The sequence below is a fragment of the Hyphomicrobium sp. genome, from assembly GCF_041659645.1.
In the GTDB taxonomy this organism is placed as follows: Bacteria; Pseudomonadota; Alphaproteobacteria; order Rhizobiales; family Hyphomicrobiaceae; genus Hyphomicrobium_B.
On record NZ_JBAZXX010000001.1, the window covers coordinates 397,448 to 418,535 of the forward strand.

General features: G+C 59.9%; 19 protein-coding genes. 8 read left to right on the forward strand and 11 right to left on the reverse strand.

The genetic code is table 11. The annotated features are described in order from the left end of the window. Positions 1 to 10 precede the first annotated feature (10 nt). Both WC811_RS01780 and ahcY read right to left on the reverse strand, forming a co-directional pair. The gene (locus WC811_RS01780; RefSeq protein WP_372640272.1) at positions 11 to 2,503 is read right to left on the reverse strand and encodes an ATP-binding protein; all 2,493 of its coding nucleotides are present in this window, start codon (positions 2,501 to 2,503) and stop codon (positions 11 to 13) included. Positions 2,504 to 2,732: 229 nt separating this feature from the next. Further along, positions 2,733 to 4,142, reverse strand: coding sequence for an adenosylhomocysteinase (ahcY, locus tag WC811_RS01785; RefSeq protein WP_372640274.1), 1,410 nt, complete (start codon positions 4,140 to 4,142; stop codon positions 2,733 to 2,735). 375 nt (positions 4,143 to 4,517) lie between these two features. Here ahcY and WC811_RS01790 point away from each other — a divergent pair, with 375 nt between their 5' ends. Then, entirely contained in the window at positions 4,518 to 5,930 is a 1,413-nt protein-coding gene (locus WC811_RS01790; RefSeq protein ID WP_372640276.1) for a pilus assembly protein TadG-related protein, read from the forward strand. A 108-nt stretch (positions 5,931 to 6,038) separates the two neighbouring features. On the opposite strand, the gene WC811_RS01795 is transcribed toward WC811_RS01790, so the two are convergent. The 5 genes from WC811_RS01795 to WC811_RS01815 form a co-directional block, all read right to left on the reverse strand. Next, positions 6,039 to 6,344 (reverse strand): HPr family phosphocarrier protein, encoded by a 306-nt coding sequence (locus tag WC811_RS01795; protein ID WP_372640278.1) that lies wholly within the window; start codon positions 6,342 to 6,344, stop codon positions 6,039 to 6,041. A gap of 9 nt (positions 6,345 to 6,353) precedes the next feature. Further along, positions 6,354 to 6,755 (reverse strand): PTS sugar transporter subunit IIA, encoded by a 402-nt coding sequence (locus tag WC811_RS01800; protein WP_372640280.1) that lies wholly within the window; start codon positions 6,753 to 6,755, stop codon positions 6,354 to 6,356. A gap of 109 nt (positions 6,756 to 6,864) precedes the next feature. Beyond that, complete coding sequence (locus WC811_RS01805; protein ID WP_372640282.1) at positions 6,865 to 7,341, reverse strand: HPr kinase/phosphorylase; 477 nt, start codon at positions 7,339 to 7,341, stop codon at positions 6,865 to 6,867. After that, positions 7,325 to 9,172 carry a stimulus-sensing domain-containing protein gene (locus WC811_RS01810; RefSeq protein WP_372640284.1) on the reverse strand — a complete coding sequence of 616 codons (1,848 nt, stop codon included), beginning with the start codon at positions 9,170 to 9,172 and terminating at the stop codon, positions 7,325 to 7,327. Before WC811_RS01810 ends, WC811_RS01805 begins: the two co-directional genes overlap by 17 nt. A gap of 26 nt (positions 9,173 to 9,198) precedes the next feature. Continuing rightward, on the reverse strand, positions 9,199 to 9,903 hold the full coding sequence (locus WC811_RS01815) for a response regulator transcription factor (protein ID WP_372640286.1): 705 nt from the start codon (positions 9,901 to 9,903) through the stop codon (positions 9,199 to 9,201). Between the two features lie 469 nt (positions 9,904 to 10,372). Between WC811_RS01815 and WC811_RS01820 the strand changes: the two genes are divergently transcribed. Together WC811_RS01820 and WC811_RS01825 are read left to right on the forward strand one after the other, a co-directional pair. Beyond that, on the forward strand, positions 10,373 to 11,962 hold the full coding sequence (locus WC811_RS01820; RefSeq protein ID WP_372640288.1) for a phosphoenolpyruvate carboxykinase: 1,590 nt from the start codon (positions 10,373 to 10,375) through the stop codon (positions 11,960 to 11,962). A gap of 130 nt (positions 11,963 to 12,092) precedes the next feature. Continuing rightward, positions 12,093 to 12,764 carry a dienelactone hydrolase family protein gene (locus WC811_RS01825; protein ID WP_372640292.1) on the forward strand — a complete coding sequence of 224 codons (672 nt, stop codon included), beginning with the start codon at positions 12,093 to 12,095 and terminating at the stop codon, positions 12,762 to 12,764. A gap of 64 nt (positions 12,765 to 12,828) precedes the next feature. Here WC811_RS01825 and pyrE read toward each other — a convergent pair whose 3' ends face one another. After that, entirely contained in the window at positions 12,829 to 13,407 is a 579-nt protein-coding gene (gene pyrE, locus WC811_RS01830) for an orotate phosphoribosyltransferase (RefSeq protein WP_372640295.1), read from the reverse strand. Between the two features lie 59 nt (positions 13,408 to 13,466). Between pyrE and WC811_RS01835 the strand changes: the two genes are divergently transcribed. The 4 genes from WC811_RS01835 (at position 13,467) to WC811_RS01850 (ending at position 17,967) form a co-directional block, all read left to right on the forward strand. After that, a complete protein-coding gene (locus tag WC811_RS01835; RefSeq protein WP_372640298.1) occupies positions 13,467 to 15,236 on the forward strand; it encodes an ArnT family glycosyltransferase in 1,770 nt (589 codons plus the stop codon). An 84-nt stretch (positions 15,237 to 15,320) separates the two neighbouring features. Continuing rightward, positions 15,321 to 16,010, forward strand: coding sequence for a TlpA disulfide reductase family protein (locus WC811_RS01840; protein ID WP_372640301.1), 690 nt, complete (start codon positions 15,321 to 15,323; stop codon positions 16,008 to 16,010). Positions 16,011 to 16,012: 2 nt separating this feature from the next. Continuing rightward, the gene (locus tag WC811_RS01845; protein WP_372640304.1) at positions 16,013 to 16,915 is read left to right on the forward strand and encodes a formate/nitrite transporter family protein; all 903 of its coding nucleotides are present in this window, start codon (positions 16,013 to 16,015) and stop codon (positions 16,913 to 16,915) included. A gap of 71 nt (positions 16,916 to 16,986) precedes the next feature. After that, positions 16,987 to 17,967 carry an HAD family hydrolase gene (locus tag WC811_RS01850; protein ID WP_372640307.1) on the forward strand — a complete coding sequence of 327 codons (981 nt, stop codon included), beginning with the start codon at positions 16,987 to 16,989 and terminating at the stop codon, positions 17,965 to 17,967. Between the two features lie 201 nt (positions 17,968 to 18,168). Here WC811_RS01850 and WC811_RS01855 read toward each other — a convergent pair whose 3' ends face one another. Beyond that, complete coding sequence (locus tag WC811_RS01855) at positions 18,169 to 18,297, reverse strand: hypothetical protein (protein WP_372640309.1); 129 nt, start codon at positions 18,295 to 18,297, stop codon at positions 18,169 to 18,171. Positions 18,298 to 18,482: 185 nt separating this feature from the next. Continuing rightward, complete coding sequence (locus WC811_RS01860; protein ID WP_372640311.1) at positions 18,483 to 18,836, reverse strand: hypothetical protein; 354 nt, start codon at positions 18,834 to 18,836, stop codon at positions 18,483 to 18,485. Positions 18,837 to 19,412: 576 nt separating this feature from the next. On the opposite strand from WC811_RS01860, the gene WC811_RS01865 reads away from it, so the two are divergent. Then, positions 19,413 to 19,955, forward strand: a complete 543-nt coding sequence (locus WC811_RS01865) for an SgcJ/EcaC family oxidoreductase (protein ID WP_372640313.1) — start codon at positions 19,413 to 19,415, stop codon at positions 19,953 to 19,955. A 31-nt stretch (positions 19,956 to 19,986) separates the two neighbouring features. Here WC811_RS01865 and WC811_RS01870 read toward each other — a convergent pair whose 3' ends face one another. Beyond that, positions 19,987 to 21,081: a 5-(carboxyamino)imidazole ribonucleotide synthase gene (locus WC811_RS01870; protein WP_372640316.1), complete on the reverse strand. Its 1,095-nt coding sequence runs from the start codon at positions 21,079 to 21,081 to the stop codon at positions 19,987 to 19,989. Between the last annotated feature and the right edge of the window lie 7 nt (positions 21,082 to 21,088).

Here is a 21,088-nt window from a genome sequence, read left to right on the forward strand (position 1 = left end):
GCGCCCGTATTTACGCCGCGCGGGAGCCGTCCGCCAGCCGGTCTGTGCTGCTGTCCGTGTCGCCCGCCAGACGGGCGACGGGATTCTCGGGGATGCGGACGATGACGCGGGTGCCACGGCCTTCTTCCGACGTGATTTCAATGGTGCCGCCATGAAGCTCTACGAGGCTTTTGGCAATTGAAAGGCCAAGACCGGCGCCACGGTGTTCGGAGCCCCGGCTGCGGCTTTCAAAGCGCTGGAAGACGCGCCCGATCTGGTCTTTCGGAATGCCGATGCCCTCATCGTCGATCCGGAAGTTGATCATGCCGTCTTCGCGCCAGCAGGCGAGGTGAACGGTGCCGTTGACGTTCGAGAAGCCGACCGCATTCGACAGGAGGTTATAGAGGATTTGGCGCATACGCGCCTCGTCGACCATGATTTCGGTGACGTCGTCGGCGACGGCGATGTCGATTGTGAGACGCGAGCGGACAGCGCGTTCGCGGATGCCGAGGATCGCCGCGTCGAAGATGGAGCGAACACCGGCCGGGGCGAGCTTCAGCTCGATGCCGCCAGCCTCGATGGTCGTGAGGTCCAGAATGTCGTTGATGATCGCCAGGAGAGTCTTCGACGAGAACATGATGTCGGCGAGATATTCGCGCTGCTTAGCGTTCAACTCGCCGAACAATGGGTCCGCGAGCAATTCAGAGAAGCCGTTGATCGTCTGGAGCGGCGTTCTGAGTTCATACGAGATATGGCCGATGAAATTGGATTTGAGGCTGTCGGCGGCGATAAGAGCTTCGTTGCGCTCGACGAGGGCACGTTCCGCGAGCTTGGCGTCGGTGACGTCGGCGAATGTCAGCAGCGTGGCGCCGTCCGGTAGAGGCATCAGCGCATAATCAATGACGAAATGGTCGGTGCGGTCCATCTGCCCCGAAAAGGATTCGCGTTCGTCCTGGAAGGCTGTCACCGCGCGGCCGATGCGCATCCACGTTCCGGCGTCGGGGTGGAGCGTCTCGACGGCGGCGATGATCTCGCCGATGTGCGGCTTTTCGTTGAGTTTGCGGGTCGGGATCTGCCAGATGTCGCAGAACGCGCGATTGAACAGTTTGAGCCGTCCATCGGTGCCGAACACCGCGACGCCTTCCTTGAGGCTGTCGAGCGTTTCGCTCTGGACGTCGATAAAGGCGTTATACCGACTCTCAAGCGCAATGCGGTCGGTCTCGTCGGCGAAGAGGTATGTTACGCCGCCATCGGCGCGCTGTTCGGCAATGACGTTGATGGTGCGTTCGTCGGTTAGGCGCCACGTATCTTCGAGCGGCGTGCCCGTTCGAGCGCCGGCAAGGATCTGTGCTTTCCAATCGCGATGGCTAACGACTGCCGGCAGAACGCCGATTTCGCGCAAGCGGTCGAGGATGTCGCTGTCGCTCGGCCGCGTTGCGAGCCACTCGGGATCGAGCGACCAGAGCTTCTGAAATGCGGCGTTATGAAAGACGAGCTTCTGATCGCGGTCGAAGAGGGCGACGGCGGTTTCGACGCGATCGAGCGTCCGGTCATACGCCGCGACCTGGCGATCGAGTTCTCCTTGCGCCGTCTCGATGTCGGTCACGTCGACGGCGGCGCCGGCCGTCATGCCTTCGACCGGCAGGATGACGATGTCGTGCGGCTTGCGCTGGCCACCAGCAATAAGATGGATGCGAGCCTTGTAGCTTTCGCCTGCCGCGACGGTCTTCGCCACTTGCTTGCGCTGACGCGTTTCGAGGAGTTCGATCTGGCGTTCCAGAACCTCAAGCTCGCTGTCGGCCTCCACGGCCTTGACGTAGGCCGTATTGACCCAGACGAGTTGGCCCGCCGGGTCGCGCAGCCAGACCGGCATGGGCAGCGTGTCGAGCAGTGCGCGGCTCGATCGGATGTCGCGCGCGAGTTCAGCGTGATGATCGTCGATGCGGGCAATCTCGGCCTTGTAAGGGGATACGTCCTTGAAGCGGAGAACGGCACGGCCGCCCGCGGCGCGGCCTTCCGCTTCCAATGTTCCCCCGGCCATTGTCTTCACGATGACGGTGAAAGCGATGCCATGAGTAAAGAGTTTGTCGAGCGATGTTTTGAGGCCATCCGCAGATGGCCTTTCCAGCCATTGGCCGAAGCGCAGGATTTCGGCATGGTGCTCCGGGAGACCGGGTATTCCCGTGAGTGTATGCGACACGATGCGGACCGCTTGTCCTTGTTCCCAGAATATCAGGACTTGGGGTTCGGCGCGGATGATGGCGTCGGCGGCGGCGAGGTTGCGGCGAAGATGCTGGCTTTCGGCCTTGGCCTTTTGCGCATCCTTCCGCGCGACGCTGCCCATATGCCAAACGATGAGACCGGCGATGAAGACCGCTCCGGCAATGAGGCCAACGACGGCCAATTGACGAGCGTCGAGCCGACCGGGATCAACGCCACGGCCACTGATGAATACTGCGAGCAGGGTCGCAACCAAGGCCATAGCCGCCACGAGCAGCAGCGCGAGCTGAAGCTTGGTCGTCAATCGTCGTCCGGATGGAGTCGTGGCAGGCATTGAATTCCATTACGTAGAGAGACTGACGGTCCGGCCGGTGGAGACACGCCAAGGAGATCCGAGTCCTGCGACGCGAATCACCTTGAGTATGCGGCGCGTAGACGACGGCCGCCACAGCGCGTGTCCCTGGAAAATGAAACGGCGCCAGAGTGTTCCCCTGGCGCCGCGATAAGCTCGGATTTGGTCGTCCCGTAAGGGCTCAATACCGGTAATGATCGGCCTTGAACGGGCCTTCCTGCTTCACGCCGATATATTCAGCCTGATCGGGACGCAGTTTCGAGAGTCTCGCGCCGATCTTGGCGAGGTGAAGCATCGCGACTTTCTCGTCGAGGTGCTTCGGCAACGTATAGACCTCGTTCTTGTACGTGCCCTGATTCACGAAGAGTTCGATCTGCGCCAAGGTCTGGTTCGTGAACGATGCCGACATGACGAACGACGGGTGGCCCATGGCGTTGCCAAGGTTCACGAGCCGGCCTTCAGAAAGCAGGATGATGCGATTGCCGCCCGGCAGCTCAATTTCGTCGACCTGCGGTTTGATGTTGTTCCACTTGAAATTCTTGAGGCCAGCAACCTGGATCTCGTTATCGAAGTGGCCGATGTTGCAGACGATGGCGCGGTCCTTCATGGCCCGTACATGGTCGACGGTGATGATGTCCTTGTTGCCAGTCGCCGTCACGAAGATGTCGGCGCGCGGAGCGGCGTCCTCCATCGTCACGACCTCGTAGCCTTCCATCGCGGCCTGAAGCGCGCAGATCGGGTCGACTTCCGACACCATCACGCGGCAGCCGGCGTTGCGGAGCGAAGCGGCCGAACCCTTGCCGACGTCGCCGAAGCCCGCGACCATCGCAACCTTGCCGGCCATCATCACATCGGTGCCGCGGCGGATGCCGTCGACGAGGCTTTCGCGGCAGCCGTAGAGGTTATCGAATTTCGACTTGGTGACCGAGTCGTTGACGTTGATCGCCGGGAACAGAAGCGTACCCTTCTTCTGCATTTCGTAGAGGCGATGGACGCCGGTGGTCGTTTCCTCGGAGACGCCCTTGATGGCCTTGGCGACCTCGGCGAACCAGCCCTTCGGCTTCTCGGCCAAGGTCTTTTTCAGGAGTGCGAAGAACACCTCCTCTTCTTCCGAGCCCGGCGTGTCGAGGAAAGCCGTGTCGCCGTTCTCGGCGCGCAGTCCGAGGTGGACGAACATCGTCGCGTCGCCGCCGTCGTCGAGGATCAGGTTGGGAACGCCGCCGTCGCCCCACTCAAAGAGCTTGCGCGTGTAGTCCCAGTAGTCGACGAGGCTCTCACCCTTCCAGGCGAAAACGGGGATCCCGGCTGCCGCGATGGCGGCGGCGGCGTGGTCCTGGGTCGAATAAATGTTGCACGATACCCAGCGGATATCGGCGCCGAGAGCGGCGAGCGTCTCGATCAGAACCGCCGTCTGAATCGTCATATGCAACGATCCGGCGATGCGCGCACCCTTGAGCGGCTTCGACGCGCCATATTCCTGGCGGGTTGCCATGAGGCCGGGCATCTCGGTCTCGGCGATGGAAATTTCCTTACGCCCCCAATCGGCGAGGCCAAGGTCCTTGACGATGTAATCGGAGAATTTCGTGCTCATGCGGCTGTGCTCCTCATAGCTGCGCCGTGTTCTGGGCCGCTTCGGGCACAGATACCGCGCGTGCGCTGCGCCCCGTATGGGTTGCATGACTCGTGGTTTGTCCGGGCTGCTATAGCGAAGTCGCCAACCCGGCGCAATAACATATAAGCAAGTCTTTATGTCCTTTACGGGGTGAGGTGCGGGCAAGTCTTTGAATGTTCATGGAAGCTTTTATGGTTATCGATTCCTCGATTTGATGAATAAAATCTTGGATACATTTATGGTTTCTGAGTAATTACGCGTTAATCCAACAAATAATTAAAAATTAGCGCATTAATTTCTTATAAATCTATTCGCCCTCAATGTCGGCCACTAGTATTTCGGTGGAGTCCGGCAATGAAGTTCGCGTATCTATTGCGTTCTGTAGTAAGCGGCGATCAGGCCGTGCGCCAAATTCTGGCGGACAGACTTCGTCATCGGGCCTGTTTGGCCGCATTCCGGGATGACACGCGCGGTAGCGTCGCGATCATCTTCGGTCTCACCATCATAACTCTCTGTGCGATGATCGGGCTTGCCGTCGATTACTCGCGCTTCGTCAATGCGCGCAATCAGACGATCGCCGCGACCGATGCCGCCGTGCTCGCGGGGGCGAGAGCTATGCAGACGAACGGCGGAGATCAGTCCGCGGCTCTCAAAGTCGCCGCGACCTACTATCAGCAGGCGGTGAAAGATCGAATCGACGTGATTCACGATTCGGATTCGATCACCTTCGCCGTGACGGACGGCGGCACGTCAATGTCGACGTTGGGCAATGTGCGGATCGCGACGCCGTTCATGTCCTTTGTTCACACTCCGTCGCTGCCGCTTCTCCGGGCGGACGGCTCCGATTACTCGAAGGCCATACTCTCGGTCGGCGGCAACGGCGAGACGAGCCTCGAAGTTAGCTTGATGCTCGACATCACGGGGTCGATGGCCGGTCAGAAGCTGACCGATATGAAGTCGGCAGCGAGCGATCTCGTCAATATTGTCGTGTGGGACAACCAGAGCGAATACACATCGAAAATTGCGATCGTGCCATTCGCCTATGACGTGCGGCTTCCGACGGCTGCTTTCACCAAAGCCACAGGATATTCGACGTCGTCAAAATATCCGTGTGTCGTCGAACGTACGGGAACCCAGAAGTACACGGACGCTGCCCCGAAGTCGGCTCAGTATGTCATGGTGCATAGTTCATCGAGCAGCAAGATCGCGCCGACCTGCGATCTGCCATTGGCCGCTGAGGCTCTTCCGCTGACGAACAACAAGTCGACCTTGTTGTCGAAGATTAGCGGCCTTCAGACCGCGGGTAGCACCGCCGGGCATATCGGTACGGCATGGGCTTGGTATATGTTGTCGCCCAACTGGAGTTCCTTGTGGCCCTCCGCCTCGAGCACGCCAGCAGCCTATGGCACCGAAAAATTGAATAAGATTGCCGTGTTGATGACGGACGGCGAATATAACACGTCCTATACTTCAGGTGGCTACGCAGTTAGTGAGTCAATCAACGGCACTAAGGTGACTTGTAAGAATAGTGCCAATACGGACTGTTCCGGTGCCCAGGCTGTCGCGCAGTGTAAGGCGATGAAAGCCAAGGGCATCGAGGTCTATACCGTCGGCTTCCAACTCGGCGGCAGTCAGCTTGCGATCAACACGCTTTCGAGTTGTGCGACGGACGCTGACCACTTCTACAATTCATCGACGGGCGATGCGCTCAAGGCGGCGTTCCGCGATATCGCGCTCAAAATTTCGACCCTCTATCTCTCGCAGTAAGGATAGAGGTCATCGGGCACTACGGAAAGGGAACGCTTCGGCGTTCCTTTTTTCATTGGGCTTTGCAACTCCGCTGCGCGGAGCCGGGTGTCGAATACGAGGCTGATCTCATGCGTCGCCGACGCATTCCTCGTCGAAGCCGGCCTCAACAAGATGAACGAGCGCTTGGAGCGCTTCCGGTCCCTGCGGACCTTCGGCGACAATGTGCAGTTCCGACCCCGGTCCGGCCGCCAGCATCATCAGGCCCATTATCGATGTCCCGCCGACGGAGTTTCCGTGATGGGTTACGGTGACATTGGCGTCGTAGCTTTCGGCGCATTTCACGAACTTCGCGGAAGCGCGCGCGTGCAGACCCTTGACGTTGCGGATGACGACTACGGCTTCCGGTTTCAAGCTATTGGCCAATTCGGGCATTGTTCACACTCAGCCGCCGGAGAGTTCTTGGCTTGCGACCTTGATGTATTTCTTGCCGGCGTCGCGAGCCATAATGACAGCTTGATCGAGTGGCGTCTCGCTACGAATGCTCGCGAGCTTCACGAGAATCGGAAGGCTGATACCGGCGATGACCTCGGCTTTCGTCTCGTCCATCACAGATATGGCGAGATTGGACGGCGTGCCGCCGAACATGTCCGTCAGGATGATGACACCCTTGCCGGCGTCGACGCTTTGGACGGCAGTCAGAATTTCGAGTCGGCGTGCTTCCATATCATCATCGGGACCGATGGCGATCGTTTCAAGCGCCGTTTGTTTTCCGACGACGTGTTCAAGCGCATTGCGGAACTCTTGCGCAAGCCCGCCATGCGTGACGATTACAAGTCCGATCATGTGCGACGGGCCATTTCACTACCATTCGGCGATGCCGATTGGAGCTTCGCCGCTTGGCGCGGAAAGTGGCAAGTGTTTGCCGCCTGCGCAAGCGGTTTCTGGATCGGGTTTAGGCCTTTAAGTTGATACGTGTCCGTGGGGCCATGTCGATAGCCTTCAAAAGTTTGACCGGGCTCGAACTCTCGAAAGGTGATAGGCGGACCACGGGGATGTCGAAGCCCAGGATACTGGCGAAAGGCCAGGGATCCGGGAACCTTTCGATGCTGCCATCATGAACGAGGTCAGCGACAAGCACGAGGCTTGCCTCGGCGATGGCATCAACCTCAAGGATGCCAAGGCCGCGAACTTCAAGCTTGCCGAGCAGGGACGGGGGAGCACTCGCCAGCAATTCCGAGCCCTGATGCTTTAGTATAACCTGATCATCGGCCACGAAGTTTATGGGTTCCCGGACGATCGCGGAGGGACCGAGGGCCAGGCACCGGAGAGCGAGATCGGATTTTCCTGTTCCTGACGCCCCGCGAATGAGCACCGCGCGACGACCCAGTGCGATCGCCGTTGCGTGAACGCGTTCAACTTCTCCAGACAAGCCCGGCTCCCGCGATCGGAGACAGCGGCAGAAGGACCGTGAAACGAGCGCCACTTCGCGCTTGGAGGTCGCTCACGCTGCGATTTTCCGCAAAGATCTCGCCGTTGTGGCTGGCTACGATTTCACGCGAAATGGAGAGGCCTAATCCCGAATTCTTACCGCGTTTGGCATCGGTGAGGGGGCGGTCGCTATAAAACCGGTCGAAGATCTGACCAAGCTTGTCTTGTGGAATGCCGGTTCCTTCGTCCTCGACCGTGATCTCGACTTTGTTGCCGTTGGGCCGGGCGCGAACGGTTACCGGCGCGCCTTCGGGTGAAAAGGACAGGGCATTGTCGATGAGGTTGGTGAACACTTGCCCGAGGCGACTGTCGTTGCCGCGTACGGTGTAGGACGATGCGGAGCCGGGCTCAACGAACAAGCGGAGTTTGCGGCTGTCGTCGGATAGCATTTCGACGAACAGCCCGTTGATCGCCTCCAGCACATTGCGAATGTCGATTGGCTGCATTTCCTGGCGAGCAAGCTCGGCGTCGAGACGCGAGGTGCTCGATATATCGTTGATTAGGCGGTTCAGGCGTTTCAACTCGGCCTGGATTTCCCGTAAGAGGGCGTTGCGATCGGAATCTGATTTCGCATACGCCATTGACTCGGCCATCGAGCGCGCGGCGGCCAGGGGGTTTTTCAGTTCGTGAGCGACGTCGGCGGCAAATTTCTCGCTTGCTTCGATGCGCCGGTAAAGTGCCGCCGTCATGGCGACGAAGGCGCGGCCCGTCTGTCCGACTTCGTCGCGGCGGCTCGTCAAATCCGGCAGCTGTTCGCGTGCGGAGATGTTTTGCGTCACGCGATTGGCTGCATCCGAAAGGCGCCGCATCGGTCCTGCGACGGTTCGTTCGAGAACGAGCGAGCTACCGATCGCGACGAGGAGCGCCATCGCGGCGATCTGCAAGATCAACCAGCGCTCGTCCCAGAGAATATCGTCGATGTCGCCGGGATTCGTCGATATCAGCAGGACGCCGAGGATCTTATTGCCGCGTTTGATCGGCTCAGCCATCGAGACGATTTGCTGGCCACGGCGATTGAGCAGCAAAATCGGCGTTTCAATGCCGTTGACGGCGGCGTTCCTGACTTCTGGATATAGGAACCCGTTCGCGGTTCCGAGCTCGCGATAGACCTTCAGTTCCTTGTTGATCACCCAGTAGTGCAGGCGCGTCCAGAAGTTCTTCAAGCGCGGTGCGGGGTCATTGACGTCAGTTGGGGGATCACGAGTGTTGTCATTTGAAAATAGCGTATCGCCGTTGAGGATCAGCGTGCCTTTGGACGAATAAATGCGCGCCTTGAGATCGGCTGGACCGACGAGCTTCCTCAAGATGATTGCAGCCTGATGCGGATCTATCGGCAACTCGAGGGCCGCGAACGCGTCGTCGCGCTGGGCGCGAGACGGCGACTTTTCTGGAATGCGATTGGGGTCGAAAATCGCTCGCTCGTTTACGGCGCGATAGGCAATGGCCTCGGCTGCGATACGCGAGACTGTTTTGACGACATCAACCTTCGCGTCCAGCAGCCAGCCATGATGGAGGCTGAGGTACAGCATGGCGAACAAAAGCCCCGCCAAGCCGAGCAGGTTGGCGAGAAGGATGCGGCGCCTCAGGTTTTTCCCGATGGCGCGCGCGATCCAGCCTTTCGCCAGCCAGCTGCCCGTTGCCGTTGCCGCGCGCAGCAGGAACGCGCGAGCATTGAATTTCGGCCGCGTTTTAGCAGCTTCGGGCGCACCGATTTCGCCTGCGGGGCTTTCGAGCGCCGTCGCCGCTGCGATGTCGTTGCTGTCTCGTGCCATCCCGTCCCCGGTGGCTTATCGGCCCCTCACTCCTTGAAGCGGTAGCCGACGCCGTAAAGTGTTTCGATCACATCAAAGTCGTCATCGACCTGCTTGAACTTCTTGCGCAGTCGCTTGATGTGGCTGTCGATCGTCCGATCGTCGACATAAACCTGATCGTCATAGGCGGCATCCATCAGCGCGTCGCGCGTCTTGACGACGCCGGGCCGTGTCGCCAGGGCCTGAAGGATCAAGAATTCCGTGACCGTCAGTGTGACGGGCTTGTTGTCCCAATGGCAGGTATGGCGTTCGGGGTCGAGCTTCAGCTTGCCGCGCTCGAGCACGCGCTTGGCTTCGTCTTCGGTCTGCGTCGGGTCCTTGGGTGCCACACGACGCAATACAGCCTTGACGCGCTCGACGATCAGGCGCTGCGAGAAAGGCTTCGCGATGTAATCGTCGGCGCCCATCTTGAGGCCGAACAATTCGTCGATCTCTTCGTCCTTCGAGGTGAGGAAGATGACCGGCATCGCCGACTGCTGGCGGACGCGGCGCAGAAGCTCCATACCGTCCATGCGCGGCATCTTGATGTCGAAAATTCCAAGATCGGCAGGTTCTTCCGTGAGGGCTTCGAGCGCAGAGACACCGTCTCCGTAGGTACGGACCTTGTACCCCTCGGCCTCTAATGCAATCCGCAGCGAGGTCAGGATGTTCCGCTCGTCATCGACGAGCGCGATCGTGCTCTTTTCCTTCATCTTTTCCTCTTCTGCCCCTCGGCCGCGGCGGGATGCGCGCCGCGCCCCTCAAGGCGCATATGGCGGCATGGTGTACCAATTGTGGCGCTCCGTCCAATGGGCTCCGGAGGCTGAATAGCACCTGAATAGGCGAGTGGACCGCCGACGGCAAGCAATGGGGGCGATTTCTATGCTCACAAGTGCATATTTCTGCTTGTTTGCCGCCTATATTCGACCCATGTTCCGCACAAAGACGACCGTTCGGAAAAATTTGAGCGGTAACATACTGTTACCGGATTTTGCGGGTTCTAATCCAGCTAGGACCTAAGCACGGCTTGAGTTTGTAGCTTTGGTCCGTCTACAGCGCCTCAAGTCCGCCGGGGCGGCCGAATTTGTACGGCACATAAGGGCGAGTTACACATTCTTTGCTTGTGCCGGTGTGTTTGCTGATGCTCCGCGCCGCCAGCGTTTTTCTATGAGGCAACAATCTATGACCGAGTTGTTTCCGACCCTGCCGTCTCAGAAGGTTCGCCGCAATCTTCGCGAAGCCGAGCTGATGGAATTCATCGTTCGGCGTGGCGAAGGCCGGCTCACAGAGAGCGGTGCAATCGGCGTCGAGACGGGGCAACATACGGGGCGCTCGGCCGAAGACAAATATATCGTGCGCGACGCCGCGACCGATGGCGCGATCTGGTGGGATAACGCCAAAGACATGTCGGAGGAGCAGTTTGATCGCTTGCTCGCCGATTTCGTCAGCTTTGCGCGCCACAAGGAAATCTTCGTTCAGGATCTTTACGCGGGCGCCGACGCCGAGCACCGCCTGAATACGCGCATCTTGACCGAGACCGCTTGGCAATCGCTGTTCATTCGCCACCTTCTGAGACGTCCGGCGGCAGGCGAACTCGAAAACTTCGTGGCCGACTTCACCGTCGTCGATCTGCCGAGCTTTCGGGCTGCGCCACTCTATCACGGGACACGCAGCGAGACCGTTATCGCGTGCAATTTCACGAAGCGCATCGTGCTCATCGGTGGAACGAGCTACGCTGGCGAAATCAAGAAAAGCGTCTTTTCGTATCTGAACTATTTGTTGCCGAAGAAAAACGTCATGCCGATGCACTGCTCGGCGAATGTCGGCAAGGACGGCGATTCCGCGGTGTTCTTTGGCCTGTCGGGAACAGGCAAGACGACGCTTTCGGCCGATCCATCTCGTGAGCTTCTGGGCGACGACGAGCACGGCTGGTCGGAAAAGGGAATCTTCAATTTCGAGGGCGGCTGCTACGCGAAGACGATCCGCCTGTCGAAAGCGGCGGAGCCGCAGATCTGGGATGCCTCGAACCGTTTTGCGACGGTCTTGGAGAACGTCGTCATCGATCCGCAGACGCGTGTGCCTAATTTCGACGACAACCGCTTGGCGGAAAATTCGCGTTCGGCCTATCCGCTCGAAGCCATCGCCAACGCCAGTCCGACTGGCACGGCGGGGCATCCGAAGAATATCGTCATGCTCACGGCCGATGCTTTCGGCGTACTGCCGCCGATCGCGAAGCTGACGCCGAGCCAGGCAATGTATCATTTTCTTTCGGGCTTCACGGCGAAGGTTGCGGGCACCGAGAAAGGCATGGGCTCGGAACCGAAGCCGACGTTTTCGACCTGCTTCGGTGCGCCGTTTATGCCGCGCCATCCGAGCGTCTATGGCAATTTGCTGCGTAAGCTGATCGCCGATCACGGGGTCGATTGCTGGCTGGTCAACACGGGATGGACCGGTGGCAAGTACGGCGAAGGTTCGCGCATGCCAATTAAGGTGACGCGCGGGCTGCTGAATGCGGCGCTCTCGGGCGAACTTAAAAAGCTGCCGATGAGGATCGATCCGGTCTTCGGATTTTCTGTTCCGGTGGCAATGGATGGGATCTCCGAGAAGATTCTCAATCCGCGCGAGACCTGGAGCGATCCGAAGGCCTATGACGCGATGGCCGCAAAACTCGCGCAGATGTTTCATGACAACTTCGCGAAGTTCGCGGCCTACGTCGATGCCGACGTGATGAAGGCGAGCCCCGTCATCAATCGGGTGGTCGCGGCGGAGTAGTCTCCGCGCCGTTCATGACGTTGCGAGCGACATGTCCCCGATGCGGCGCCATGGTGCGTCGCCTCGGGCGTTGATCATCGGCGTCCTGGTGCCTAGAAAGGCGCGCCGGCTTAAACTGGAGCGTCAGATCATGGGCACCCGTATTCCTTTCACCCGTCCCGATGGAAAAACTGCCGAGGGCTACCTTTCGCTCGCGGGGAAAGCAAACGCGCCGGGCGTTGTGGTTATCCAGGAGTGGTGGGGGCTGCAGGATCAGATCAAAGGTCTTTGCGATCGCTTCGCGCTTGCGGGTTACGATGCGCTGGCGCCCGACCTATTCAACGGCGTCGTCGTTCCCTATCACGATGCCGAAGCCGCCGGCCGCGAAATGAACTCGCTGAATTTTCTCGAAGCTGCGGATCAGCACGTGCGTGGCGCTGCTCAGTTTCTATTGCGTTCGAGCCCAAAGGTTGCCGTCTCGGGCTTTTGCATGGGCGGCGCTGTTGCCATACTCGCCGCTTCGCGCGCACCGGAATTTTCAGCAGTCGTTCCGTTCTACGGCTTACCGCCTGAATCCGTTGCGAAGCCCGCCGACGTGAAGGTGCCATTGCAGGGACACTTCGCCAACAGCGACGATTACATCACGCCGGCAAAGGTCGACGCCTTCGAGGCAGGGCTCAAAGCCGCTGGCAAGACGGCCGAGATTTACCGCTACGACGCGAGCCATGCCTTCATGAATGAGCAGCGCTCTGTCCACGATCGTCACTGTGCGGAACTTGCGTGGGAGCGAGTGGGGGCGTTTTTGAAGACATATATTGGGTAGCCGGGACAGCTGCCGTCGTTGTCATCTTCGGCTTAATGTCGGGGGTTGTCGTGCAGCGTGTTCGCTAGCTCCGAAAATCCGCTAACGTCAGCAGCGGCTCGAATTTCAGGCCGGCGTTCGCGAATGTCTCGGCCGCGCCGTCGAGGCGGTCGACGATAGTGATGACGCGGACGATATCGGCGCCAGCGGTCTTCAATGCCTCGGCGGCTTTGAGAGCTGAGCCGCCTGTCGTCGTTACGTCCTCGACCACCACGACCTTCTTGCCGGACATGCTCTCGCCCTTCGCCAATCCTTCGACGAGCGACTGCGTGCCGTGTTCCTTGGCCTGCTTGCGCACGAAAAACGCCGACAGGTTCCGCCCTTCCGTGAACGCAACGGCTGCGACGCTCGACGCGATCGGCACGGCGCCCATTTCAAGGCCGCCAACGAAGTCGGCTTCGGTGCCTTGGAGCTGATCGAGGATCAGGGACGCCACGAGATAGGCGCCCTCGCTGTCGAGCATCGTGGGCTTCATATTAAAGTAAAAAGTCGAGGTTTTACCGGATGCCAGCTTGAATTCCGGTCCTTCCTGGAAAGACCGCAATTTGATGAGTTCGATAAGCCGCGACTTGCGGGCGGCGTGATCAGCCGATTTTCCTGGCATTCGGACGTTGGCCCTTGCGTTTTGTCATTTGGATGCGCAAACACCCGAGTTCCGAAAGCATGTCAAGTTTCGAGGGGACATTCGTGGTGGAGCGCCAGCGCACAATGTGGAACTGGTGGGCGACTTTGGCGGCAAAGCCTTGGATGCCGTCACTGGCGCTCGTGGCGATGTGCCTCGTCGTCTATTTGCCTGGTGTCATGCGCTTGCCGGCTGTCGATCGCACCGAGATCATTTGGTCGGAGACGACCAGGGATATGGTGGCTCGCGGCGATTGGGTAGATCCGCGTTTCGGCGGCGTCATCCATCAATATCGGCCCATCGGCACGTACTGGGCGCAGGGTGCGGCGCGATGGCTTGCCGGAAATTCTCATGATCGAGACATCGTCGTCTATCGGATTCCGTCGATCCTTGCGGTGATGATGACGGTTCTCGCGCTCTTTTGGCTCGGACGCAGTCTGGTCGGGGCGGAGACGGCGCTGATCGCGGCCGCGCTTTTCGCTGTCGCTCCACTGACAGTGCTCGTTTCTCAACTCGCCATCGCAGAGGGGCTGTCGCTGCTACCGGCGACGATCGCCATGCTGGCGTTGGCACGCATCTATACGAATGCCGAGGAGCCTATCGGAACGGCGCTTTTGTTTTGGGCGGCTGTCGGCATCGGGGTCCTGATCAATGCCCTTCTGGTTCCGATCCTCGTTTTGGTGACGGTCATTGCGCTGTATGTTTTCGAGCGCGATCTTGTGTGGCTGAAGCGTCTGCGGCCGGTCATCGGCGTTCCAATCGCGCTTCTGCTTGGCGCGCCGTGGATCATGGTTCGTGCGCATCAGGACGGCGTCGCGTTTTCGGGCATGACTTGGCGCGAGTTTCTCGCGGCGCTGGGCGGCGCGCAGGACATGAAGCTTCGAGCTTTCCCCGGCACGTTCGTGCTCGCGATGCTGCTCGGCTTCCTTCCGGGCACGATGCTGCTCGGTACGGCATTCAAGCGGTTCTGGGCGACGCGCGATCAACGCCTGCCGCGCTTTCTCCTCGCGTGGGTGATCGGCTATATCATCTATCTCGAAGCGCTGTCATCGAAGCCCGGCACCTACATGGTGCAGACGATGTTTCCGGCGCTGGCGCTTGCTGTCGCGATGGTCGTTACGAACGAACGCGGCGAGGGGAAGCATCCGGAATGGAGCGGGTTCTCAATTTGGCCGACGGCATTGGCGGCACTCCCGCTGACGATCTTTGCGGCCATCTATGCGTTCGCGGGAGAGACGCCAAGCCTGTTTGCCTGGTTTCTCGTTGCAGTGATTGCTGGTCTGTTCATTTGGACGGGGCGTCTCGGCCGCGAGGGGCAGTTGCGCCGCTGGGCCTTCCTCGGTGTCGCAGCGCTAGGGCTATTCGGGCTGACGCTGCTCGGCGTCGTTCTGCCGGGCATCGATAAAATCTGGCCGGCGCGGATGATCGCGAAGGCGATTGCGGCGTGTCCGAACGACGGCGCCGTCCTGATCGGATATCGCGAGCCTTCGGGGCGGTTCCTGCTGGCGATCCCCCCCGCGCGGCAGACGCCGGACGCGCTGGCGGAACGTGCGGAAGCCAAGACGCCGACGCTTTCGATCATCGAAGACCGCTGGGCGAAGCGCGCCAATTGGACACTGGAATCGAAATCGCAGGAACCCCTGCCGCCGCCAACGGCGTGCGTTTCGGCCTATAACGTGATGCGCGGTTGCCCGCTACATTTTCGCATTTATTCGCCGAATCCCGCCGAACCGTGCGCTGTTCCGGCCGAATTTGCGTGCTCGGAAAAGGCGGCGCCGATCGGATTTGAGAAATCGGGCGACTGCGACTGAAGTCCCGCCCGGACGTCCAAGCCCCCTGCACGCCGGGCTTCGCGATGCTATATAAGTGTCAAATCAGCCGAGGATTGTTTTTGCATGTTCAACCCCGAACGCCCGCCCGAGATCGTCGCACAGCGCTGGCTCAACTCAGAATCGAAGCGCACGCTCAAGGCCGAGAAGGGCAAGGTCATCGTCGTCGCGATCTGGCAGCTAGTCTGTCCGGGCTCGCTGAAATTCGGGCTACCGCAGGCGATGCGTCTGCGCGGGGCCTTCGAAGACGGCGAAGTGGCGGTGTTCGGGCTGCACATGCCGTTCGAGCGGTTCGACGAACAGACACCGGAGAAGGTCGAAGCCTACCTCAGCGACAACGGCATCACCATTCCTGTCGCGCTCGACAAGCCGAGCGGAGACGGCCAGCCAGAGACGATGAAAGCCTATGAGCTGCAGGGAACGCCGGCGCTTCTTCTGTTCGACCGGCAGGGACGGCTGCGCCGGCATTACCTCGGTGCCGTCGATGATTTCCGGCTCGGCGCGGAAGTGATGGCGCTGCTGATCGAAGACAAGGACAGTCCGCGCGAGATGTCGATTACGCTCGAGCGTAAGCTCGCGGCGGCGCTCGTCGATCCGGAAGCGCATCATCATCACGAGCATGGCGACGAATGCGGCTGCGGACACGATCATAGCCACGATCACGGGCACGATCATCATCACCACGGACATGATCACGATCATGGCGTCGCGCACGGCCTTCCGGGCCACGTCCACGGCCCGGATTGCAAGCACTGACAATGGCGGGCAAAGCTCCCAAAGATGAAGTCGAGACGGCACAGGACGAGACGTCCTCGAAATCGTCCGACTCACATCCAGGGTCTGGACTCAGCCGCAAGGAAAAGCAGCAAGTCCGCGAGGGTGTGCGTCATCGGCCTGCCGTCGTCTATGAGATCATCCGGGTCCAAGGCGAGATCGAGCTTCGGCGCCCGGTGTCGGCCTTGTGGTGGTCGGGCGTTGCGGCCGGCATTTCGATCGGTTTTTCGTTTCTGACGGAGGCCGCCCTCGCGGCGCATCTTCCCGAGGCGCCCTGGTCTGCGGTCGTCGCCAAGCTCGGTTATGCAGTCGGCTTCCTGATTGTCATTCTCGGACATCAGCAGCTTTTCACCGAAAACGTGCTGACAGCGGTGTTGCCGATCATGGCGCGCAAGCAAATGCACTGGTTTTTGCGGATGGTGCGGCTGTGGGGCATCGTACTAGCGGCAAACATCGTCGGCTGTTTGATTTTCGCGCTGGCGCTCGCGTTCCTACCGATCGTGCCGTCCGACGTCGCGGGCGAACTGTCGAAGATCGTCGGTAAGGTGATGGGAAATTCGCCGGGCGAGATGTTTGCCAAGGGCATCGGCGCGGGCTGGCTGATTGCGGCGCTCGTCTGGATTTTATCGTCGACGGAGCGCGTCGAGTTTTTCGTCATTACGCTGCTCACGTATTTGATCGCGCTGTTCGGTTTCACGCACATCGTCGCCGGGAGTTCCGAGGCGCTTTACGGGGTGCTGACGGGCGCGGTGACGCTCGAAACCGCGATATTCCGATTCTTCATGCCGACGCTTGCGGGCAATGTGTTTGGGGGCACGGTGTTATTCTCGGTGCTGAGTTACGCGCAGGTTCGCGAGGAAATCTACGCGGAGCCCAACGGCGACTGAGGCCGCAGACTTTCTTGCGCCACCCGAATCAGGCTTTCCTCCGCTCTACAAGTCGAGAGCGGAGATCGGTGATGGTCGAGCGGGTTGGTGGGCGCGGCGTCAAGAGCCGCAATGTCGAGGCCGTCGACGCAGGTCCGCGCGTACGGTCGGCTCCGCGAAGTGGGGCTGCGCGCGTCAATAAAGCTTCAGCGCCGGATAAGAAAACCATCGCTCTCGTTTATGATTTCGACGGCACGCTGTCGCCGAAGCCGATGCAGGAATATTCGTTCCTGCCGAAGCTCGGCATCGAGCCGAAAGAATTTTGGGCCGAGTGCACGCGCGTCGCCAAGGCCGAGCGCGCCGACCCGCTCATCACTTACATGCACCTGATGTACAAGAAGGCGAAAGAGAAGAACGTGCGCATCGACCGCGCCGATCTCGTCGCGCAGGGAAAGACCGTCGAGCTTTATCCGGGCGTCGAGGCGTGGTTCGACGCCATGCACGCCTACGTCAAGAAGCACTCCGGCGGGGCGGATATCGCGGTCAAGCATTACCTCGTGTCGTCGGGGCTGACGGAGATCATCGAGGGCACAAAGATCTATCCGCATTTCGCGAACGTGTTCGCGAGCGAATACTGGTTCGACGCTTACGATTTGCCGTTTCCGAAGCGGGTTATTTCCGACACCGGCAAGACGCAGTTTCTGTTCCGCATCAACAAAGGCATCGAGGATTTGGGGCAGAGTATCAACGTGCACATGCCCGAAGATGACCGGCCGATCCCGTTTTCGAACTTTATCTATTTCGGCGATGGCGACACGGACGTGCCGTCGATGGCGCTGCTGAAGAAGAACGGCGGCCACGCGATCGCGGTTCATGATCCGCATGAGAGCGCCGCGAAGTGCGTCGAGCTTTTCAAAGCAGGCCGCTGCGATTTTTACGCCGGCGCGGATTACCGCAAGAGTTCGGATTTATTCAAGCGCACATGCCTGCTGCTCGACCGCATCATCGCGGATATTCGGGTGAAGGAAGAGGTGCGGGGGTTGGGTGAAGAGCAAGTCTCGACCCGGAAGTAGGAACAGAATCTGCTGGCAAGATGGGTGTCAACACGGTTTCGTTGAAATGACTTTTGCTCGTTGAAAATCGACCCGCGACTTCGTCTGGTTCGCTCATCTTCCGTCACCACGACGGAGGCCGGAGTCTAGGCGGGCAGATGGTTCGTCGAGTCGGACTTGATCCCACTCTGCGCCGGGATGACGACTTGCTAGTCGAAGTGATCAACGCCCCTCAATCTTGATGCCTGGAAGATCGACTCGCACCTTCGTCTGGTTTGCGTCCCAGAGGAGATATCCGAGGACAACAACGGCGACGGAGAGAACTCCGATAATGGCTGATTTGGTATCCATCGCCCGCATCTCCTGATTTCAAAATTTCGAAGTGTCTTCGCGTCAATCGCCATGGTCGCGATGCCGTGTCAAGTGTGGGGAGGCCGAGGCGCGCCCACCGGGGTGGTTGTACGTCGTTAAAAAAACGGCCCCGCGAAAAGCGGAGCCGTCTTGGCCTTTGATAGCGTCTGAGCGTTCAGAGCGCGTTAGTAGCAGACCCAAACGAAGCGGTCGTAGTACGGCGACCAGCGCCAGCAGCTACCCACTCCGTAAGCCCACCAGCGTCCGTGCCAGTAGCGGCGGTGACCACGCCAATGGCCGCGGTGGCCGCGCCAGTGCCGTCCGCCGTTCCAATGCCGTCCACCACGGAAATGGCGTCCGCCGCGGAAGTGATGACCGCCGCGAAAACCGCGGTGTCCGCCGAAGTGATGGCCGCCGCCGCCGCGATGGCCCATGTGATGGCCTCCGCCGCCGTGGTGGCCTCCGTGTCTCGCTTCAGCGACGATCGGCATTGCGAACATCGCCATCAGCGCCAACACGAACACGAATATGCGTTTCATTGTGGCTCCTTTTATTTGGGCGTGATTTGTCGTTGGATGCTGCGGTTGGGGGCGCACCAGCGCGACAATAACACCCCAACGGTGTTCGCCCCATGGGGTTCCCAAGTTCTACGGCAAACGACGAATTAGATATAAATCGGACGGCATTGCATTTGCAAACGACGGATTTCGCTGCCGCCTTCGTTATACAACGCCGGGATGCGATGTTGAGCCTTGGTGCGGTTGTGTGCGGCGCGCCATTCGCAAATGCGTCATGGGTCGAGATGCCTGCGCAAAAAAAACTTCTGTTCGCCCGGGGCGCGGTCTCGCTACTTTTTGCTGGTGCCGACCAAGAGCGTCGTGTTCGACGCCTATCGCTATGATGTGCTGTTGAAGCGATCGCGGCCGCTGCCGAAACGATCGCTCGACCTGCAACCGAAACCGGCCTCGCACGTAAAAACAAGATCAAATGCGGGCAATTGATTTAGCGCAGTGCAATCAGGATTTGTGCGAAGCACTTTCATAACAACAGCCGATCGATCGACTGGGACAATCGCGACGGGAAAGCCTTCGAGGGAAGGATAGGAACGTATCGCCATGATTTCATCGTTGCACATCGACACCTTCGCAAAGTCTGCCGCTTTCCGTTTTCATATGACCGTCTTCGTCACGGCCGCGCTTCTCGGTGCGCACTATGCACGCGCCGATGAGATGTCTTGCGTTAAGCCGACACCGCAGACGATTTCGCAGACTTTCGATAGCTGGAATGCGGCGGTTGCATCGGGATCGGCAGGAAGGCTTGCCGATTTCTATGCCGAAGACGCGACGCTTATCACCGCGAAAGGGGCGCAGCCTCTGGTCGGCAAGAAAGCGATCCGGAACTATTACACCGGGTTGCTCGCGCGGCATCCGCAACCCGCCGTCGTTTCGATGAGCGTTACGCCGGGTTGTAATACGGCAGTCGTCAACGGCTTCATTCTCTATCGCGTTACGGGCCAGCGGAAAGGGACGCGCGATCTTCTCGGCGGCCGCTTCGTTGCGGAGTTCGCGCTGCAGAATGGTGCGTGGCGCATCGCTCGGCATACGCTTGGCGGCGATGAGCGAACGCTGGATCAGCCGTTCGAAAGTTCGATGCTTTGATGCTTTCGCGGACGCGGAGTGAGGCTCGGTCTTAAGCGGGCTTCTTCGGCAGCAGCCTGTTAACGTGGCCCATCTTGCGGCCGGGACGCGCGTCCTTCTTGCCGTAGTGATGGAAGAATGCGCCGGGCTCAGCGGCGATCTTTTCCCAGGTAAGGATATCGTCGCCGATAAGGTTGATCATCTCGGCGCCGGGAGCGTTGAGGCCGGTTGAGCCGAGCGGCCAGCCTGCGACGGCGCGGATGTGTTGCTCGAACTGCGAGGTCAAGGCGCCGTCCATCGTCCAATGACCGGAGTTGTGGACGCGGGGCGCCATCTCGTTGACGAACAAACGGTCGTGACCATTGTCCGGAACGATGAAGAATTCGATTGCGAAGACGCCGACGTAATCGAGTTTTTCCGCAATCTTCTCCGCGATGGCGACGGCTTCGGCCGCAACGTCGGCGTTGAGCGGCGCGGGGGCGACGGAGCGATGCAGAATGTGATTTCGGTGCTCGTTCTCGGTCACGTCAAAGGCTTTGAATGTGCCGTCGAGCGCGCGGGCCGCAACGACGGACACTTCAGCGCGGAAATTGACGAAGCTTTCGAGGATCGACGGTTGATCGCGCATCGCAGTCCATGCAGCTTCGGCGTCGGCGCGCGCGAGGATTTTCGCTTGACCCTTGCCGTCGTAACCCAAGCGGCGCGTCTTCAGGACGGACGGAACCGCGAAGCCTTTGTCGAGGACATTTTCAAGATCGGCGAAACTGTCGATGGCGGAGAAGTCGGCTGTCATCGCGCCAAGCTCACGCGCGAGCGATTTCTCGTTCATACGGTCTTGGGCGCAGGCAAGCGCCTTCGCACCGGGCCGCACCGGAATGCGTGCCGACAGGAATTCGACGGTGCTGACCGGAATGTTTTCGAATTCGTAGGTTGCGACGTCGACCCACTTGGCGAACTTCGCAAGCTGCGCTTCGTCTTCGTAGGCGGCAATCGTATGAGACGCGGCGACATCGAACGCCGGGCTATCGGCCTCGGGCGCGTAGATGTGCGACTTGAGACCAAGGCGACCGGCCGCCAACGCGAGCATGCGGCCCAATTGTCCGCCGCCGAGAATGCCGATGGTCGAGCCGGGAGGAAAAGCGGTCATCGCTGTG

Coding starts and splice junctions, on each gene's coding strand:
- WC811_RS01825 (WP_372640292.1), top strand. CDS start 12,093: ATGGGCACCCGTATTCCTTTCACCCGTCCCGATGGAAAAACTGCCGAG.
- WC811_RS01870 (WP_372640316.1), bottom strand. CDS start 21,081: ATGACCGCTTTTCCTCCCGGCTCGACCATCGGCATTCTCGGCGGCGGA.
- WC811_RS01835 (WP_372640298.1), top strand. CDS start 13,467: ATGTCAAGTTTCGAGGGGACATTCGTGGTGGAGCGCCAGCGCACAATG.
- WC811_RS01865 (WP_372640313.1), top strand. CDS start 19,413: ATGATTTCATCGTTGCACATCGACACCTTCGCAAAGTCTGCCGCTTTC.
- WC811_RS01845 (WP_372640304.1), top strand. CDS start 16,013: ATGGCGGGCAAAGCTCCCAAAGATGAAGTCGAGACGGCACAGGACGAG.
- WC811_RS01855 (WP_372640309.1), bottom strand. CDS start 18,297: ATGGATACCAAATCAGCCATTATCGGAGTTCTCTCCGTCGCCGTTGTT.
- WC811_RS01860 (WP_372640311.1), bottom strand. CDS start 18,836: ATGAAACGCATATTCGTGTTCGTGTTGGCGCTGATGGCGATGTTCGCA.
- WC811_RS01815 (WP_372640286.1), bottom strand. CDS start 9,903: ATGAAGGAAAAGAGCACGATCGCGCTCGTCGATGACGAGCGGAACATC.
- WC811_RS01795 (WP_372640278.1), bottom strand. CDS start 6,344: ATGCCCGAATTGGCCAATAGCTTGAAACCGGAAGCCGTAGTCGTCATC.
- WC811_RS01790 (WP_372640276.1), top strand. CDS start 4,518: ATGAAGTTCGCGTATCTATTGCGTTCTGTAGTAAGCGGCGATCAGGCC.
- WC811_RS01800 (WP_372640280.1), bottom strand. CDS start 6,755: ATGATCGGACTTGTAATCGTCACGCATGGCGGGCTTGCGCAAGAGTTC.
- WC811_RS01840 (WP_372640301.1), top strand. CDS start 15,321: ATGTTCAACCCCGAACGCCCGCCCGAGATCGTCGCACAGCGCTGGCTC.
- pyrE (WP_372640295.1), bottom strand. CDS start 13,407: ATGCCAGGAAAATCGGCTGATCACGCCGCCCGCAAGTCGCGGCTTATC.
- WC811_RS01850 (WP_372640307.1), top strand. CDS start 16,987: ATGGTCGAGCGGGTTGGTGGGCGCGGCGTCAAGAGCCGCAATGTCGAG.
- WC811_RS01810 (WP_372640284.1), bottom strand. CDS start 9,172: ATGGCACGAGACAGCAACGACATCGCAGCGGCGACGGCGCTCGAAAGC.
- ahcY (WP_372640274.1), bottom strand. CDS start 4,142: ATGAGCACGAAATTCTCCGATTACATCGTCAAGGACCTTGGCCTCGCC.
- WC811_RS01820 (WP_372640288.1), top strand. CDS start 10,373: ATGACCGAGTTGTTTCCGACCCTGCCGTCTCAGAAGGTTCGCCGCAAT.